This is a genomic window from Phyllobacterium sp. TAF24, from assembly GCF_052113785.1.
Taxonomy (GTDB): domain Bacteria; phylum Pseudomonadota; class Alphaproteobacteria; order Rhizobiales; family Rhizobiaceae; genus Phyllobacterium.
In genome coordinates, this window is the sequence record NZ_JBFRDN010000036.1 from 18,271 (window position 1) to 34,348 (window position 16,078).

Annotated in this window: 16 protein-coding genes and 1 tRNA gene; 11 read left to right on the forward strand and 6 right to left on the reverse strand. The window is 54.5% G+C overall.

Annotated features, from left to right (window positions below):
• Positions 1–62 precede the first annotated feature (62 nt).
• From AB4Y96_RS22845 to AB4Y96_RS22855, 3 genes are all read left to right on the forward strand, one after another.
• Complete coding sequence (locus tag AB4Y96_RS22845; RefSeq protein WP_441920149.1) at positions 63–368, forward strand: hypothetical protein; 306 nt, start codon at positions 63–65, stop codon at positions 366–368.
• 513 nt (positions 369–881) lie between these two features.
• Positions 882–1,886, forward strand: coding sequence for a DGQHR domain-containing protein (locus AB4Y96_RS22850; protein ID WP_441920109.1), 1,005 nt, complete (start codon positions 882–884; stop codon positions 1,884–1,886).
• 16 nt (positions 1,887–1,902) lie between these two features.
• Positions 1,903–2,844: a hypothetical protein gene (locus tag AB4Y96_RS22855; RefSeq protein ID WP_441920110.1), complete on the forward strand. Its 942-nt coding sequence runs from the start codon at positions 1,903–1,905 to the stop codon at positions 2,842–2,844.
• 300 nt (positions 2,845–3,144) lie between these two features.
• Here AB4Y96_RS22855 and AB4Y96_RS22860 read toward each other — a convergent pair.
• Both AB4Y96_RS22860 and AB4Y96_RS22865 read right to left on the reverse strand, forming a co-directional pair.
• A tRNA-Thr gene (locus tag AB4Y96_RS22860) sits at positions 3,145–3,220 on the reverse strand.
• Positions 3,221–3,849: 629 nt separating this feature from the next.
• Positions 3,850–4,419 (reverse strand): helix-turn-helix domain-containing protein, encoded by a 570-nt coding sequence (locus AB4Y96_RS22865; RefSeq protein ID WP_441920111.1) that lies wholly within the window; start codon positions 4,417–4,419, stop codon positions 3,850–3,852.
• Between the two features lie 38 nt (positions 4,420–4,457).
• On the opposite strand from AB4Y96_RS22865, the gene AB4Y96_RS22870 reads away from it, so the two are divergent.
• Positions 4,458–4,967: a GNAT family N-acetyltransferase gene (locus tag AB4Y96_RS22870; protein ID WP_441920113.1), complete on the forward strand. Its 510-nt coding sequence runs from the start codon at positions 4,458–4,460 to the stop codon at positions 4,965–4,967.
• Positions 4,968–4,997: 30 nt separating this feature from the next.
• On the opposite strand, the gene AB4Y96_RS22875 is transcribed toward AB4Y96_RS22870, so the two are convergent.
• Both AB4Y96_RS22875 and AB4Y96_RS22880 read right to left on the reverse strand, forming a co-directional pair.
• The gene (locus AB4Y96_RS22875; RefSeq protein WP_441920115.1) at positions 4,998–5,960 is read right to left on the reverse strand and encodes an NAD(P)H-dependent flavin oxidoreductase; all 963 of its coding nucleotides are present in this window, start codon (positions 5,958–5,960) and stop codon (positions 4,998–5,000) included.
• Positions 5,961–6,098: 138 nt separating this feature from the next.
• Positions 6,099–7,439 (reverse strand): aminotransferase-like domain-containing protein, encoded by a 1,341-nt coding sequence (locus tag AB4Y96_RS22880; RefSeq protein WP_441920116.1) that lies wholly within the window; start codon positions 7,437–7,439, stop codon positions 6,099–6,101.
• Positions 7,440–7,543: 104 nt separating this feature from the next.
• Between AB4Y96_RS22880 and AB4Y96_RS22885 the strand changes: the two genes are divergently transcribed.
• From AB4Y96_RS22885 to AB4Y96_RS22915, 7 genes are all read left to right on the forward strand, one after another.
• Positions 7,544–8,539, forward strand: coding sequence for a nitrate ABC transporter substrate-binding protein (locus tag AB4Y96_RS22885; RefSeq protein WP_441920118.1), 996 nt, complete (start codon positions 7,544–7,546; stop codon positions 8,537–8,539).
• Positions 8,536–9,336, forward strand: a complete 801-nt coding sequence (locus tag AB4Y96_RS22890; protein ID WP_112528778.1) for a deaminated glutathione amidase — start codon at positions 8,536–8,538, stop codon at positions 9,334–9,336. The genes AB4Y96_RS22885 and AB4Y96_RS22890 overlap by 4 nt, the downstream gene beginning before the upstream one ends.
• A gap of 40 nt (positions 9,337–9,376) precedes the next feature.
• Positions 9,377–10,273: an ABC transporter substrate-binding protein gene (locus AB4Y96_RS22895; RefSeq protein ID WP_441920120.1), complete on the forward strand. Its 897-nt coding sequence runs from the start codon at positions 9,377–9,379 to the stop codon at positions 10,271–10,273.
• Positions 10,270–11,229 (forward strand): amino acid ABC transporter permease, encoded by a 960-nt coding sequence (locus tag AB4Y96_RS22900; protein WP_441920122.1) that lies wholly within the window; start codon positions 10,270–10,272, stop codon positions 11,227–11,229. Before AB4Y96_RS22895 ends, AB4Y96_RS22900 begins: the two co-directional genes overlap by 4 nt.
• A gap of 14 nt (positions 11,230–11,243) precedes the next feature.
• Positions 11,244–12,023 (forward strand): amino acid ABC transporter ATP-binding protein, encoded by a 780-nt coding sequence (locus AB4Y96_RS22905; RefSeq protein WP_441920151.1) that lies wholly within the window; start codon positions 11,244–11,246, stop codon positions 12,021–12,023.
• A 172-nt stretch (positions 12,024–12,195) separates the two neighbouring features.
• Positions 12,196–13,242 carry a hypothetical protein gene (locus AB4Y96_RS22910; protein WP_091886382.1) on the forward strand — a complete coding sequence of 349 codons (1,047 nt, stop codon included), beginning with the start codon at positions 12,196–12,198 and terminating at the stop codon, positions 13,240–13,242.
• Positions 13,243–13,248: 6 nt separating this feature from the next.
• Complete coding sequence (locus tag AB4Y96_RS22915; protein WP_441920124.1) at positions 13,249–14,169, forward strand: methyltransferase domain-containing protein; 921 nt, start codon at positions 13,249–13,251, stop codon at positions 14,167–14,169.
• On the opposite strand, the gene AB4Y96_RS22920 is transcribed toward AB4Y96_RS22915, so the two are convergent.
• Together AB4Y96_RS22920 and AB4Y96_RS22925 are read right to left on the reverse strand one after the other, a co-directional pair.
• Positions 14,166–14,954 carry a TIGR02186 family protein gene (locus AB4Y96_RS22920; RefSeq protein ID WP_441920125.1) on the reverse strand — a complete coding sequence of 263 codons (789 nt, stop codon included), beginning with the start codon at positions 14,952–14,954 and terminating at the stop codon, positions 14,166–14,168. The genes AB4Y96_RS22915 and AB4Y96_RS22920 overlap by 4 nt on opposite strands.
• Positions 14,951–15,904, reverse strand: coding sequence for a sulfite exporter TauE/SafE family protein (locus AB4Y96_RS22925; RefSeq protein ID WP_441920127.1), 954 nt, complete (start codon positions 15,902–15,904; stop codon positions 14,951–14,953). The genes AB4Y96_RS22920 and AB4Y96_RS22925 overlap by 4 nt, the downstream gene beginning before the upstream one ends.
• Between the last annotated feature and the right edge of the window lie 174 nt (positions 15,905–16,078).

Here is a 16,078-nt window from a genome sequence, read left to right on the forward strand (position 1 = left end):
GGATTCTTGAAAATAAGATGTATAACATTGGAAACAGTCGAAACTTGATCTCTGGTTCTTATATGTTCGCAGTTAATCTTATTCTTCAAATTTTGGGCTGGCTTTTGATCGTGTTCTTAGGCGGGCAAGTGCTCATATTCATAAGCTTGGTCCTGCGGACTATATGGAAAGACACCATTGAGCCACGACTAATCCCTGCAGGTGAAATTGACAGCGTTGCCGAAGACATAATCGCCAACCACCGCGATCCCGAGAGCGAAGCTTTCGCCCGTCACCAACGCGCATGGCGACGCTGCGATGGAGCGGAACAAACCTATTGGTACCGCGTGCGGAAGGCGGTCAGGAGACTACTAGCCGCAAACTATTGATTGCCTACCTTGCAAGCACGCCAGCCAGCCAAATTCCCTAAAGTGAGGAGGTGTCTTTGCGGTCGACACTGATCGCTCCGCAATGGGATTATAGAGCCTAAAGACTGGCCATTTTGACCGGTTTCGATGGGAAACATGGGAAATGCTGGGAGGTGAACGGGGGGAAGCATGCAAGACGTAAGAGAGTTCGTTATGTCAATGCTACGGTCGATCTAATCTGCTACTTTGGCACATGGTTGGACTGCACTTCTAGGGACTCTACGAAACACCGGAGCAAGTGGATATGAGATCAGCCATATCGGTTAGATTTGCGTTTTCGAACTTGGAGTGTGTAGGCAATGCCGAGTTCGCGTCGGGTTCTTAATCCGGCTTCATCGTGACCAGTGCTTATTGTTAGAAAAAAGAATGGCTAGTTAACAGTAGCGATTGTATAGGTTGCGTTAGTGGAATTGCCATCAAATTTAGATTAGCTGTCCACTGTTGGTATTAATCAGTTGTATAGAGGTAGTTATAGTGGTTGATGCAGTAAAAAGTGATAAGGCTGATTTAGCTAACGAAAATCGTCTTCGGTATAGCGTAAGTCTTGTCACGCAGGGCAAGCATCAATTCTATACATTGACTGTTCCCAGTGCTGTGTTAGCTGCTACGTGTGCTGTAACTACTCGTAAAGAAGACCCTAAACTTGGATTCCAACGGGAGCTTGATGAAAAACGAGCTTTGGAGATCGCAAACTATATCGACAATGACGTTGGAACGATTCCAAATTCAATAGTCTTATCAGCGCAGCCTATAGCCGACTTGAAGATAGTCGGGCGAGGAAAAACATTAGAATTTAATAATGTTCCGGCTGCTTTTTTGATATTGGATGGACAGCATCGTGTTTATGGCTTTTCAAAGGCCAAGACATCCTTGCGTGTTCCAGTCGTTATTTATAATGGCCTTTCGCGAAAAGAAGAAACACGCCTTTTCATTGATATCAATACAAAACAGAGGCCCGTACCCGCACAGTTACTTCTATCTATTAAACAACTTGCTGAGATAGAGAGCGAAGCTGAAGAGGTTTTGCGTGATGTATTTGATCATTTTGATCAGGATATGGACAGTAGCTTGGCAGGCTACATGTCGGCAGCTGAGGCTGCTCGCAATAAAATTACGCGAGTGACCTTCAACGCCGCGGTAAAACCACTGTTGCCCATCTTCTCTGGGAGAGAGTCCGGTGACATATATCGGATAATGAATGCGTATATCTCTGCTATCTCGACGGAGCTATCCAAAAAAACAGCGGCCCCGCTTCTCGCTAAACCCGTCGTATTTCGGGCATTTATGGGAGTTTTTAGATCCATTGCGCAGCGCGTTGTCGATCGTTACGATGCAGAATACTCGGCATCAAATTTTCAATCTATTATCTCACCGCTCTTTGTGAACCTTCCTATAAAGAAGCTTGAGACGCCTGGTACCAGTTGGACTGCTTTGCGCGATTACCTCGATAATCGATTGATCAGCAAGCTGACGCTTTAGTCCAATGGCGGAACTGTTGGCTAGTCTCACAGGCGCGTTGCTTCCAAGACTCGGGCAAGAGTTGGCAGCCGTGGGCGGCATTAAGTCATTTCTCGAAACGGCAGTTTATCAGATCAGTTTCTCTAAGAATGGGGTCGCAGAGATTGAATTATCGCGGTTTAATAATGCGGAGTTAATAAGATACATTTCCTTCGATTTTGAAAGGTTCTCTCTCGCAAGTCTGGAAACTTTTTCAATATACATAATGGAAAACAAGGAGAGCAACCTCATCGGTTGGCCATTGTTGAAGTTGTATTATTCGGCGTTTTTCTCCGCCCATGCAATCATTCGATCGCAAGGCGCGGGGGTGGTAAATTTTGATGCTGATGATCTTCGGAACATTAATAATCTTATCAAAATTCATGATGCGAGCCAAGCTGGACTATTGCCCGGAACGTATGTCTACCAGATTGAACGGAATACCAGCCCAATACTCACACTCAAGCCCATGGCGGAAAAAGGGGGTGTTCACGAGGCTTTTTGGAAATACTTTATCAAGTATATTGAGGCGGCCGCAGAAGATGCAACCCTAAAAAAGCAGCCGGATGCAACACAGTTTGTGGCTGGCGCGAAAGAAGTGGCTGATGCGATCAAACTAGGTAGCAGAAGCTCTGTCTGGATATCCGCAATGCGCAATGAGATCAATTATCAGCACAAGTACGGGGTGTGGTATCCTCTTAAAAAGGGGGATTATATCCAGAAGACACTGCGAGATTTTGGATTAATTGACTCCTCGACCGTGCGATTTGACTATTCAAAGACAAACGAACCGCTAAACGCATTCGCAAGCATATCGAGGTATCTATCATGCTTGAATTACGAGATTGGGAAGTACCTAGCCGAACGATCTGTATCGACCAAGGGTTTTGGTGGTAAATGGCGTCGTATGAACGCTGCGCTTCAAGATTATCTTATATAATATGACGATCTACGTAAATATACCAATGGTTTCCTAGGAAGAGTACTTGGTTCCAGAGACTTTCCCATAATTAAGAATTTTTGAAAAGGTACTTGAGTTTTCTTCATGCAGCTATTTTCATCGTTTTAGCGCCGCGTTTAAGTTGAATTGGACTATGCCGGTGGTAGAGATAATCCTGTAGGTCCGACTTTCACCACGATTAATCTGGCGTAATTATCATGCATAACTTGCTTGCAGGAATATGCTAGGGCTTAAGGAGTCGCTGGCCGATGCATCTGGCTGTTAGATTATGCTGAAAAATGGTGCCGCTTCCCGGAATCGAACCGAGGACCCCATCATTACGAATGATGTGCTCTACCAACTGAGCTAAAGCGGCGGGGAAGGGACTTCCCGATCCTTGCGCCCGGCCCGTCAAAAACACGCCGGAGGATGACGCGCCTGATAGCGTTATTGCACCCGAATTGCAAGCCTCGTCATAACAGCTTTTAGGGCGAGCCGCTAAAATTTCTGTGCTTCTTCCAGCGTGGGACAACCGGATCGGGGTGTTGTGTTTTGCCTGTTAGCAAGGGTGCAAGGGCGGTTAATCCTGTCGGTGGAAAGAGGGCGGGGATATTGATTGGGATGGTGGTTCTTGGTTCGCTCTTCGGCAAGCTCACCATGAGGGAGATTGGAGATGCAATGCTAATCGCCAAGGTTGCAGAATTTAGCTCCCCCACCCCACCTCTCTCCGTCATCCTCGGGCTTGACCCGAGGACCCACCGCTAAGGAGGTCAAACGAATGCGGATGCTCGATTCCTTTTAAATTGTGGGTCCTCGGGTCAAGCCCGAGGATGACGGGTGGAAGTATGTCCCACCCCACGAGGACGGAGATGGGTGGGGTGGGGGAGCTAAATTCTGCGACCCTTGCGATTAGCGTTACATCACCCTTCTCCCTCATGGTGAGCTTCCTGAGCTTGTCGAACCACGAACCACGCACCACACGACATGCCCACGCGAATATCTGCGTTACCGCGTGTTCACCACAATCACCGCATAGCGGCAGGCCTCATCCGTTTCATTGGCAAACACACAGTCGCTGGGGGCGCCAAGTTCCAGGCAATCGCCCTGTTCCATCTGATGAAACGTTTCACCCTCGGTAAAACTGAGCATGCCGTGCAAAACCCAGATCAGGTGCCGCTGGAAAACATAAGAAGATGCGGGGAGCGCCACCCGCGCCTTTGCCGGCAGGTCTATATGCACCACATCCACAGGCAGGTCCGAGGCGGGGGAGACATGGCGGCGGGTATAGCCGCTGTCCGGGTCGATCCACAGCGGTTGGTCCTTGTGGCGCAACAGGCGTCCCTCCTGCATTTCGGCGCGCGCCATCAGCGTTGACATGCTCAGGCCAAAGGCACCGGAAAAACGCGCCATCAGCATGGCCGTCGGGCTGCTCTGGCCGCGCTCCACCTTGTTGATCATGGCGCGCGAGACACCGGATTTTTCCGCAAGCTCCGTCAGGGACCAGCCGCGCGCCTCGCGCTCGATCCGGATGCGGGCGCCGATTTTCTCATCGACATTATCTATTTTATGAGACATATTGAAACTATAGTAGACAGACCGGAAGGATGCAAGTTGTGATTGTGCGTGAGGCCAGTGAAGGCGATTTACCTGCCATTCTCGAAATTTATAATGATGCGGTGGTGAACACACTGGCAATCTGGAACGAAACGCAGGTTGATCTTGCCAACCGCAGGGCATGGATGGCGGACAGGCAATCCAAGGGTTTTCCGGTGCTCGTCAGTGTGGATGAGGCAGGAAATGTCACCGGCTACGCCTCATTTGCCGATTGGCGCACCTTTGATGGTTATCGCCACACGGTGGAGCATTCGGTTTATGTTGATAAGACTGCGCAGGGCGGCGGCATTGGCAAGGGGCTGATGCTGGCGCTGATCGACAGGGCCCGCGCGCTTGGCAAGCATGTGATGGTTGCCGGAATTGAATCCGGCAACGAAGCATCCATTCGCCTGCATGAAAAATTGGGCTTTCAGAGCGTTGGCCATATGCCTGAAGTGGGCACCAAATTCGGCAAATGGCTTGATCTGACATTTATGCAGATCACGCTCGACAGGGATGCACCGCGTTAGAACATCGTCCCCAATGGACAGTACGATGGTCTAGGCGGCGCAGAGTTTTGCTTTCGCCTCGCGATATTCGCGCTCCAGCCTGTCAACGAGATCGCCCGCGCCGACGATTTCCTTGATGGCACCGATGCCCTGACCGCAACCCCAGATGTCTTTCCACGCCTTGGCGCCTGTGGTTGCCGCTTCAAAATCCATCTTGGATGGATCGGCTTCCGGCAGGTGATCCGGGTCCATGCCTGAATTGGTGATGGATGGCTTCAGGTAATTGCCGGGAATGCCGGTGAAATAATTGGAATAGACGATATCCGACGAGGCGGAATCGACAATCATCTGCTTATAGCCATCGACAGCCCGCGCTTCGGTCGTGGCGATGAAGGGCGAGCCGATATAGGCAAGGTCAGCGCCCATCGCCTGTGCCGCCAGCACCGCCTTGCCGGTGGCAATGGCGCCTGAGAGCAGCAGCGGCCCGTCAAACCATTCGCGGATTTCCTGAATGAGCGCGAAGGGCGAAAGCGGCCCCGCATGGCCGCCCGCACCGGCAGCAACGGCAATCAGCCCGTCCGCACCCTTGCGGATGGCCGAATTGGCATGGCGGTTGTTGATAATGTCGTGCAGCACGATCCCGCCATAGGAGTGGATGGCTTCGTTGACTTCGGGCACCGCGCCAAGGGAGGAAATGACAATCGGCACCTTGTATTTCACGCACATCGACAGATCATGTTCCAGCCGCTTGTTGGAACGGTGGACGATCTGGTTGACGGCGAAGGGCGCAGCGGGACGATCCGGGTTCTTGGCATCGTGATCGCGCAGGCCCTCGGTGATCTCGGCCAGCCACTCGTCGAGTTGAGCCTCTGGACGGGCATTAAGGGCCGGAAAGGAGCCGACAACGCCAGCCTTGCATTGCGCCAGCACAAGCGCTGGATGCGAAATGATGAACAGCGGCGCGCCAACAACAGGAATGCGCAGCTTCTTCGTCAGGATTTCGGGCAATGCCATGTTTTTCCTCCCATGGAATAAATTTTGACGTTTCCGTAAACGTAACTCTTTTTAGCAGACCGCGTGCCGTGATCAAGCGAAAGGTTGGGGCCCGTGTTTCCGCGTGATCAAAGCCGCGTGACCGGGCGGACGTTGTCGTCAGTAAAGATGATCCGGGTGCCTCACCGCAAGTGCTATCGCATCGGCAACCTCATCCTGCCGCTCGCGCAAGATGCTGGTGGCAACACGGATATGCGGTGACGGGTTCACCACATATTTGCGGCCGATGCCGACAGCAATGCCTCTTGCGGCAAGTGTCACCAGCGCAAATTGCTCCGATGCAACGGGAACCCACAGGCTGAACCCTTCGCCGCCCGCCAGATGAACGCCGCGTTCCCGCAGCGCCTGCATCAGCCCGTCACGCCGTTGCCGATAGATCTCCTTTGCCCGCTGCAAGCTCGCTTGCGTCGCGTCATCATTGATGAGGAAAGCAACGGCTGATTGCAGCACACGGCTGGTCCAGCCCGCGCTGAAACTGCGGTAGGACTGAATCTGTTCAACAATCCGCGTCGAGCTTGAGAGAACCGCAAGCCGCAGATCGGGACCAAGTGATTTCGAGTAGGAGACAATATGGATGACCCGGTCCGGAAAACGATCACCCAGACTGATCGGGGGCAGGGACGAGATATCGCCTACACCGTCATCTTCGATAATAAGCGTGTCGCTGTCCGCAAGCACATCGCCAAGCGCGGCAAATCGTGCATGGCTGACACCGCGCCCTGTTACCGCATGGGTGCGTGGCTGGAAGAGGAAAGCGGCGGGCTTGCGCATGAGAACTTCGGCAAGAGCCTCCGGCAATGGGCCGTTTTCATCGCATGCGACGGGCAATATGTAAGCGCCGAGGTCCTCAAGAATATCGAGAAGCCGAAGAGCGGTCGGCTCTTCAATCGCCACGAATGACCCCGGCATAACGAGCGCATGCAAAAGCGCATAGACGGCATTGTAGCCGCCATTGGTGGCAAGAAATGCCTCCGGCTTGTACGGCCAGTTTGGTGCAACGGCAGCCTGCAATTCGGGAAGGATGGGAACGCGCTCATAACTGTTGAGTGCTTCTGCTGTCGCTCCATGTTGCAATGCTTCTGCCAATGGCGGAAGCAGCCTGACATCGGGGGATGCGATGGCAAGATTGAGCACGCCATCGCCGTAATCGCCCGAACTGGCCAGCCGCAGGGGTTTTGGCGCGATGCGGTCGCCGCTGACCCATGTGCCGTTGCGCCCGCGCCCGGTGATGATCTTCTGCCGCCGCAATTCACTCCAGGCTTCCGACACCGTGGCCGGGCTGACACCAAGTGTATAGGCGAGATCGCGGATAGCAGGCAGTTTGGTGCCCACGGGTATGGCCCCCGCGCGGATGAGCGCGCTGGTCTCAACAGCGATGCCGCGCATGGTTCGGTCACTCAATTTCTCGGCAAACCACTGAACGGAGGCCAATTCGCTCATTTCTGTCCCTCTTTTAAATGTTCAGTAACGTAAAAGCATTTGATCAGTCAATAATGAACATTTAGCTTCCCTCATGAAAACCGAAAATGCAATGAGGAAATGTCTTGCGTATCACTGTTCGATTGGCCGTTCGCGATTGGGATTATTATACGCCGTTGGCGTTGGGGGATGTCACCTCGGACAGGCTTGATGTCAAAGTCGACCGCGTTGGCACGCTTGTCGGGAACGTTGCGGCTGATCCGCATCATGATGCCGCCGAAATGTCGTTCAGCCGCTACGCATCTGGGCGGGCCAATGGCGAGATGGATGTTATTGGTGTTCCAAATTTCGTCATGCGCGGTTTCCGCCATCGCTGCATCATCACGGCGAAAAACAGCCCGGTTACCCGGCTTGAGCATCTGGCAGGCAAGAAGATCGGCGTCACCGGTTGGCGCGACTCGGGCAACACATGGACCCGCGCTGCACTCTCCCATGCGGGTGTCGGCATTGAGGACGCGTTCTGGTTTGCCGGGCGACTGACAGAGGCGCATCCCATCACCGACAGGCTCGATGGCTTTGGCCGTTCCGGTCGTATTGAAGCGGTGCCGGGCGAGCGCCCGATGATGCAGTTGCTGGAAGCCGGCGAACTTGACGCCGTGTTCACGCCATTCATGCCGGAAGGTTTCTTTGGGCCAGATTCCAAATTCCGCCATGTGCTGACGGATTTCCGCACTGAAGAACTCGCCTATTTCCACGAGGTTGGTTACATCCCCGGCATGCACCTTCTGGGGCTCAAGACGTCCTTTGTCGCCGAACACCCCTGGCTGCCGGAAGAGCTGAGCAATCTGCTTGATGAATCCCAGCGCGTCTGGCTGGAAAAGCGCCGCAAATATGCCGAGACCACGCCGTGGATCATCGACGAACTCGGTCACGTTGCGCGCGATCTGCCCGCTAACTGGAACGATAGCGGTTTTGCCGTCAATGAACGGATGATCACGGATTTTGCCGAACAACTGCACCTGCAAGGACTGACACCAATGCTTCTGTCGCCCACCGATCTTTTCCCACATCAAACGAGCCAATCCTTTGGCGCAACCAGCCATACGGGAGTTCTGGCATGAGAGTCGCGCTGGGTCAGTTCGCCGTCAGCAAGGTCTGGCAGGAAAATGCCGATATCTGCACGCAGCTGATGCGTGACGCCCATGCGGGTGGTGCCGATCTTCTCGTTCTACCGGAAGGTATTCTTGCCCGTGATATCACTGATCCCGATATTGTGCTGAAAACGGCGCAGCCACTGGATGGTCCGTTCATGACGCAGTTGCTGGCGGAAAGCCGGAACAGCGATATGACTGTGATGATGTGCATACATGTGCCGACCGGTGGTCAGCGTGTCTTCAACAATCTGGTGACAATTCGCGGCGGCGAGATCGTCGCGCAATATCTAAAGCTGCATCTTTATGACGCTTTTGCCGCCAAGGAATCGACCAATGTGCAGCCTGGCGGTGAAATTCCTGGCTTGATCGAAATCGCAGGGCTCAAACTAGGCCTCATGACCTGTTATGATTTGCGCTTTCCTGAACTGGCTCGCCGTCATGCGGTTGATGGTGCCGATGTGCTGATTCTGCCAGCTGCATGGGTCAAAGGGCCGGGCAAGGAGGCGCATTGGGAGGTGCTGGTGACGGCGCGGGCGCTGGAAAACACCTGCTATATTGTCGCCGTCGGCGAGTGCGGCGAGCGCAATATCGGTGCGAGCATGGTGGTCGACCCGCTGGGCGTGGCCGTTGTGCGGGCAGGAGAAGGCCCGTCACTCATCTTCGCGGATATTGATCCGAAGCGGATAAGCCATGCCCGTGCGATCCTGCCGGTTCTGGCCAATCGCCGCTTTGCCCGGCCCGAACTGGCCGATGCGGCCAACTGAAAACCACACCCATTCAAAGATAATAAAAAGGGGAACGACAATGAAACTCAAACACCTGACCTATACTGCATTGTTTGCGGCAACTCTGTTTACTGCACCCGCAATGGCTGCGGAGGGGACTATTGCCAAACAGACTGTCAACGAGGCACTTCGCGCCAAGTTACCCGAGGAAATCCGCAAGGCTGGCAGCATCACTTCCGTTAACAATGGTTCCTTTCCTCCCTATGAGATTGTCACCGGCAATACAGAGATGGAGGGTGCCAGCGCGGATTTGACCAAGGCTGTCGGTGAATTGTGGGGCGTCGAGATCAAACATGCGACGGTCAGTGGTCTTCCCGCACTCCTGAGCGGCATCAATTCCGGGCGCTACCAGTTCGCCATGGGGCCGGTCGGTGATTATCCGTCGCGTCAGGGTGCCAATGATTTCGTTGATTACGTACAGGAGTTCGTGGTGTTTGCCGTGCAAAAGGGCAACCCCAAGGGCATTACCTCGCTCGACAACACCTGTGGTAGCCGCATCGCCGTCATGGCTGGTGGTTCAGCTGAAAAAGTCATCAAGGAACAGGCGGAAAAATGCCTGAAGGACAGCAAACCAGCTATCGAAGTCCAGTCCTTCACCGACCAGCCGACTTCTATTCTCGCTGTTCGCTCCAAGCGTTCCGATGCCTTCTTCTCCTCACAGGCCCCGCTCATCTATTTCGTCGAGCAGGCCAATGGTCAGCTCGAATTGACAGGCACTGGCCTGAAGAACGGCTTTGACGATATTTTCCAGGGCGCGGTGGTTGCCAAGGGTTCGCCACTTGGCCCCATACTGGTGGAAAGCATCAAGACCCTGATGGACAATGGCACCTATGCCGCCATTTTGAAGAAGTGGGGCCTTGAGAAGAACATGTTGAAGGAGCCGGGGATCAATCTTGCCGGTAAAGCTGCAAAATGAGCCAGAACACGCAAACACTGGCATCGCCCATAACGGGCGATGCAGAGGCTGCACTTCGCGATGTGGCGAATGCGCATAAGCCCTTTCGCACGGATCGCTGGTTGCTGTGGGGCATCACGCTTCTCGTTGCGGCGAACTTTCTCTGGATCATTGCCAATAATCAGAATTTCGGTTGGCCTGTTGTGTTCCAATGGTTCACCGAAGCGACTGTCTTGCGCGGCCTCTATGTCACCTTGGGTCTGACCGTTGTTGCCATGGCGATTGGCGTTGTCATAGGGCTCATTCTTGCCATTGCCCGCATGTCAAATGACCGTCTCGCCAGCTCGCTTGCGGGTCTTTACATCTGGTTCTTTCGCGGCACGCCGTTGCTGGTCCAGCTTATTTTCTGGTACAATCTCTCGACGCTGTTTCCCGAAATTTCCATTGCGATTCCCTTCGGTCCGACGCTGGCCAGCTGGAATACCAACGACCTCATTACACCAATGACTGCAGCTATTGCCGGGCTTGCCTTGAACGAGGCTGCCTATATGGCCGAGATCATTCGTGGCGGACTTCTGTCCGTCGATAAGGGCCAGATTGAAACCACCGAAGCTTTTGGTATGACGCGCACGCGTGCGCTGCGGCGTATCATTATTCCGCAAGCCATGCGCTCCATCGTGCCGCCCACAGGTAATCAGTTGATCAGCATGATCAAGGCAACATCGCTTGTCAGCGTTATTGCCATGGCTGACCTGCTCTACTCGGTGCAGGCTGTCTACAACAGAACCTTCGAGGTCATTCCGATGCTGATGGTTGCCGTAATCTGGTATCTGTTCATCACATCGATCCTCAATATCGGACAGGGCTTCATCGAGCGCTATTACGGTCGCGGCGAACGCGGATCTTCGACGGTCAGGAAACAGGACAAAGTTGCTGTTGCAGCGGCGACGGTGCCAGCCGTGGAGGTGAGCAAATGACAGCACAATTTTCGATGAACGGCATCGAACCCGGCGATGCGCTGGTGCGGGCCCGCAATGTCCACAAGTCCTTCGGCGACGTGGAGGTGTTGAAGGGTATCGACCTCGATGTAGCTCCCGGTGAAGTGGTGGTTGTCCTTGGCCCTTCGGGCTCGGGCAAATCCACCTTCCTACGCTGCATTAATCATCTCGAAGCAATTGACCGGGGCTCGATTGTGGTTGCTGGCGAACAGATCGGCTATTCCCTGCGCAATGGACGGCTCAACAAGCTCCCCGCACGGGCCATAGCTGTCCAGCGGCGGCAGATCGGGATGGTGTTCCAGCAGTTCAATCTTTATCCGCACATGACGGCCCTGCAGAACATCATCGAAGCGCCCATTGGTGTACACAAGCAAAGCCGCAAGGCGGCCACCGAACTGGCAATGGAACTGCTGGCGCGCGTCGGGCTCACGCACAAGGCTGACGCCTATCCCCGGCAATTGTCTGGTGGACAGCAACAGCGCATCGCCATTGCAAGAGCTTTAGCGATCAGGCCGAAGCTGATGTTATTCGATGAACCGACCTCGGCGCTTGACCCGGAGCTTGTCGGCGAGGTGCTGGCGACCATGCGTGATCTCGCTGATCAGGGCCTCACCATGATCGTTGTCACCCACGAAATCGGATTCGCGCGGGAAGCAGCTGATAGGGTGGTGTTTATGGATGGCGGCTATATCGTCGAACAGGGCAAACCCGAGGATGTTCTCGGTAATCCGCAACATCCGCGCACGCGGGCATTTCTCAGCCGCTTCATCTGAATATTGTTCACCCGGCAACGCGCTCGCACAGCTGCCGGGTGAGACTTGTTTGAAATGAGCATCACTTAGGACGAAAACCGCCATCATTGCGCCGCGGTAGTCTTGAATAAGCAGTCAAATCGTCTATGCCTAGCCGGGTCATACGAGCTGCTTTGAAGGGGAAATCGTCCAGTTGGAAGCGATTGAACAAGCCATCCGGAATGCTTTCGCCAAAGCGGATGTGAGTAATCCTGCCGTTCGCCAGAAGATTTACGAATCGGCGTGGACAGCGCATGAACGCTCCCTGACCGCCAATGGTGCGCTCGATGAAGCAGAGCGCGAGGAACGCCGCGAACGCCTGAAAGCCGCAATTACCCGCATTGAAGGTGAAGCACGCAACCCTTCGCGCGGCGCACCGGAGCCCGTTGTGGAGCGGCGCGAGCCATCCATTTCGCCAGAGCCCGCGCAGCGGCGACAGGCAGCATCTGGCCGCGTTGAGCCATCCATGGATGCATCGCTCGATTCCGATCTTGGTCCCACAGATAACAACCGCGCTGATAATTACCGGCCTGCCTATAATCAGCCGCGGGTGAAAAAGACGCGCGAACACCAGAAAGCGCGCGGTCTTACCAAGTTCATCATCATTTTTGCGATTCTGCTGGTCGCGATCGGTTTGCTGTGGCTTGTTGCATCGGGCCTGATCAATTCGAAGCCATCTGGCAGCACACCGCCCGCATCGAGCGGTGGCCCTGCTGTGGGTAGCCATGAGCCGATGAAGGAAGGGCAACTTTCCGCTGATGGCAATTGGATATCGATTTTCGATCCTGCTGATATGACCCGTGTTTCAATGTCGGGCCGGGCGACAGCCAGCGTTGCAGGCGATAATGTGCAGAAGTTCGTGCGGATCAAGTCACCCGGCGAGAACGATGACATTACCTTCCAGGTCGGGCAGGGTGTGCTTCAGCAACTGGCGGGAAAGCACGCCATCTTTGACATTATCGCCAAAGCTGAAGACGGCTCCGCCACACAAATGGCTGTGAGCTGCGATTTCGGTACGCTCGGTGATTGCGGACGCAAGCGCTACGATGTCACTGATGCGAGCAATGAATATCTGTTCGAGTTGCAATTCCCGGAAGGCAAGAAGCCCGCTGCTGGCGGTTTCATCAAGATCAACTCGGATATTGCCCGCACCGGCAAGGCGATTGACGTCTTTTCCATCCGCGTTCTGGTTTCGAACTGAACCAGCATGGCACGGGCGTTCCTGTCATCGGGTGATCTGATCGCGGACCGCCGCGCTTCCTATGCGGATATGCTTTTCGAGTCCGGCGACCATGTAGCCGCCGCCGACCTGATGCGGCAGGCATTGGAAATTGTTCCGGATTGGACTGCCGGGCTGTTTCGTCTGGGCGAGATGGAAGAAGCTGCAGGCGATGACGATGCGGCTGCCGAAACATGGCGCCGCCTGCTGGAACGCGATCCCGGTGATCGTTTTGGCGCAACGTTGAAGCTGGCAGCTTCGGGCTATGCCGTCATGCCTGATAATCCGCCCACGGCCTATGTCGAGACTTTGTTTGATGCCTACGCGCCGACATTTGAGACGGCGCTTCTGCAAAAGCTGCACTACCGTGTACCGGAATTGCTGGCAAAGGCTATCAAGGCAGTAGCGCCCGCAAGGCATTATCGTTCCATGCTTGACGTTGGATGCGGCACCGGCCTGATGGGAGATTATTTCCGGGCGGATGTCGATCATATGGCTGGCATGGATCTTTCCGAGGCCATGCTGCAGAAAGCCGAAGAAAAGCGGGTCTATGACCGTCTCTTCAAAGGGGATGTCAATGAACTTGATTATCCCGCAGGTTCAGCCGATCTCATCATCGCGGCGGATGTCTTTGTCTATGTCGGCGATCTCGATAAGGCCTTTTCGCGCCTTGTCGAAGCACTTGGCTCCGATGGACTCTTCGCCTTTTCAGTGGAAACCCACGTCGAGGATGGAGAACTGATCCTGCAATCCTCGCTGCGTTATACGCATTCGCAAGCGTATGTGCGCCGGGTTCTGGCCGAACATGGTTTGGTTGCTTCGACGATTGACCGCGAGGCGATCCGTTTTGATCGCGGTGAACCCTTGCAGGGTCTGATCGTCGTCGCCCGCCGCGCCGCGCCTGATTAATCTTTCCGGAACATCAGACGGCCCATCCAGCCGGTAAAGACAGCCAGAAACACCGCAAACAAACCGTAAAGCAGGCTGTTTTCATGCGCTGCCTTGTAGATGCGATATTCCAACCCGGCTTTTACAATATTGAGACTGGTGGAACTCTCGCGCAGAAATTCGCCATTGCGGAACAGAAAGGCCCGCGCGACATGCTTGCCGACCGGCACATTGGCCGGTAGCGACAGCGTTGCGCGAAAGAGCGTGGATGACAGGAATTGCACATCTCCCGGGCGCTGGCTGTACAGGTTTTGCTTGAGCTTCAAGCGCGGCAATTCCGTTGTAAATTCCCGCAGCGATGCGCTGGAGCCGAAGCCATCAGGCATGGGCTCATAAAAGATATTGTTCACGCCGAGCGCCAGTTGGGCAAATGTCTTGGGAACGGCAATGTCCTGCAGGCTGCGCGTTGAGGCCAGTGAATAGGATGCCGGGATGTGCTGAAAAGTCACCGATTCTGAATTGACCCAGACGCCGAAGAACCGGTCTTTCCGCCGAACGACAAAATTGCGTTCGGGTCCCTGCAGGATCACGACGATATCATAGCGGCCCTGCCGCTGGATCAGCGGATCAGCATTGTCGAGAGCGCCAAAGACGGTGAGGTCTGTCCCGCGAAAACCTGACGTGATCGCAATTGTATCGGTTGAGAGCCCGATCTCGACAGTCTCCTTATTGCCGGGAATCTGCTGTGCGAAGGCTGCTGACAGCGATGCCATGGTCAGGAGGAACACAATTATGAGAATTCTCATGACGCCGCCGGTGCTGTGAGTGCAATGGCGATTGAATAGAGATCATCAGGTGTTACAAAAAGTTCGATGGCAAGGCGCAGGCCCACGGCCAGAACCAATGTGGCAAGCAGGGCACGCAATTGTTCGCCGCGCAGTTTCTGCCCGATACGCGTGCCATATTGAGCGCCGATGACGCCGCCGCTCATCAGCAGGAACGCAAGCACGATATCAACTGACTGGTTGGTCGTTGCCTGCATGACGGTGGTGAAGGCGGTCACGAAAACGATCTGGTAGAGTGACGTGCCGATAACCACATTGGTTGGCACTTTCAAAAGATAGATCATGGCCGGAACCATGATGAAGCCGCCGCCGACACCCATGATGGATGAGAGAAAGCCGATGGCAGCGCCGAGCACCAGAACCGGGATAATGCTCACATAGATCTTCGAGGCGCGAAACCGCATCTTGAAGGGCAGGCGGTGCACCCAATTGTGCTGGCCGGGCTTCTTGAGGGTGGCGAGTTGCCCAGCCTTTGTCCGCCGCATGGATTTGATGCTTTCCACCAGCATCAGACCACCGATTGTGCTCAGAAATATAACGTATAGCAGTGATACGATCAGATCGAGCTGACCGAGTTCGCGCAAGAGCACGAAGACATAGATACCCAGCCCAGCCCCGGCTATACCGCCAATAACGAGCAGCGTCCCCAGTTTCACGTCGAGTGAGCCGCGTTTGAAGTGCGTGAGCGCCCCGGTGAAGGAGGATGCGATAACCTGATTGGCACCTGTTGCGACGGCAACGGCAGGCGGGATGTTGTAGAAGATCAGCAGTGGCGTGATGAGAAATCCGCCGCCGACACCAAACATGCCGGACAGGAATCCAACCGCTGCCCCCATGCCGAACAGCACGAAGATATTGACCGAAATCTCGGCTATTGGCAGGTAGATACCCAATTCAGACCCCGAACCCATCACGGCGTTGTGGCGATTGTTCGCACACCATGATGACAGAAATTCTTTAATGCATTCTGGCTGTAGACTGACACAGGATGCTTTAAAGTTTCTTGCCCTCAGCCAAGCGCCAAGTCAAACAATGACTGTTGCGGGGTCAACGTGTTGCCCCAAAGGCGAAACGATTTGTCGCAA

What these genes read in the sequence shown, in the direction of transcription:
- AB4Y96_RS22845 (WP_441920149.1), top strand. Translation starts at nt 63, where the DNA reads ATGTTCGCAGTTAATCTTATTCTTCAAATTTTGGGCTGGCTTTTGATC.
- AB4Y96_RS22900 (WP_441920122.1), top strand. Translation starts at nt 10,270, where the DNA reads ATGAGCCAGAACACGCAAACACTGGCATCGCCCATAACGGGCGATGCA.
- AB4Y96_RS22880 (WP_441920116.1), bottom strand. Translation starts at nt 7,439, where the DNA reads ATGAGCGAATTGGCCTCCGTTCAGTGGTTTGCCGAGAAATTGAGTGAC.
- AB4Y96_RS22915 (WP_441920124.1), top strand. Translation starts at nt 13,249, where the DNA reads ATGGCACGGGCGTTCCTGTCATCGGGTGATCTGATCGCGGACCGCCGC.
- AB4Y96_RS22875 (WP_441920115.1), bottom strand. Translation starts at nt 5,960, where the DNA reads ATGGCATTGCCCGAAATCCTGACGAAGAAGCTGCGCATTCCTGTTGTT.
- AB4Y96_RS22925 (WP_441920127.1), bottom strand. Translation starts at nt 15,904, where the DNA reads ATGGGTTCGGGGTCTGAATTGGGTATCTACCTGCCAATAGCCGAGATT.
- AB4Y96_RS22905 (WP_441920151.1), top strand. Translation starts at nt 11,244, where the DNA reads ATGAACGGCATCGAACCCGGCGATGCGCTGGTGCGGGCCCGCAATGTC.
- AB4Y96_RS22890 (WP_112528778.1), top strand. Translation starts at nt 8,536, where the DNA reads ATGAGAGTCGCGCTGGGTCAGTTCGCCGTCAGCAAGGTCTGGCAGGAA.
- AB4Y96_RS22895 (WP_441920120.1), top strand. Translation starts at nt 9,377, where the DNA reads ATGAAACTCAAACACCTGACCTATACTGCATTGTTTGCGGCAACTCTG.
- AB4Y96_RS22920 (WP_441920125.1), bottom strand. Translation starts at nt 14,954, where the DNA reads ATGAGAATTCTCATAATTGTGTTCCTCCTGACCATGGCATCGCTGTCA.
- AB4Y96_RS22865 (WP_441920111.1), bottom strand. Translation starts at nt 4,419, where the DNA reads ATGTCTCATAAAATAGATAATGTCGATGAGAAAATCGGCGCCCGCATC.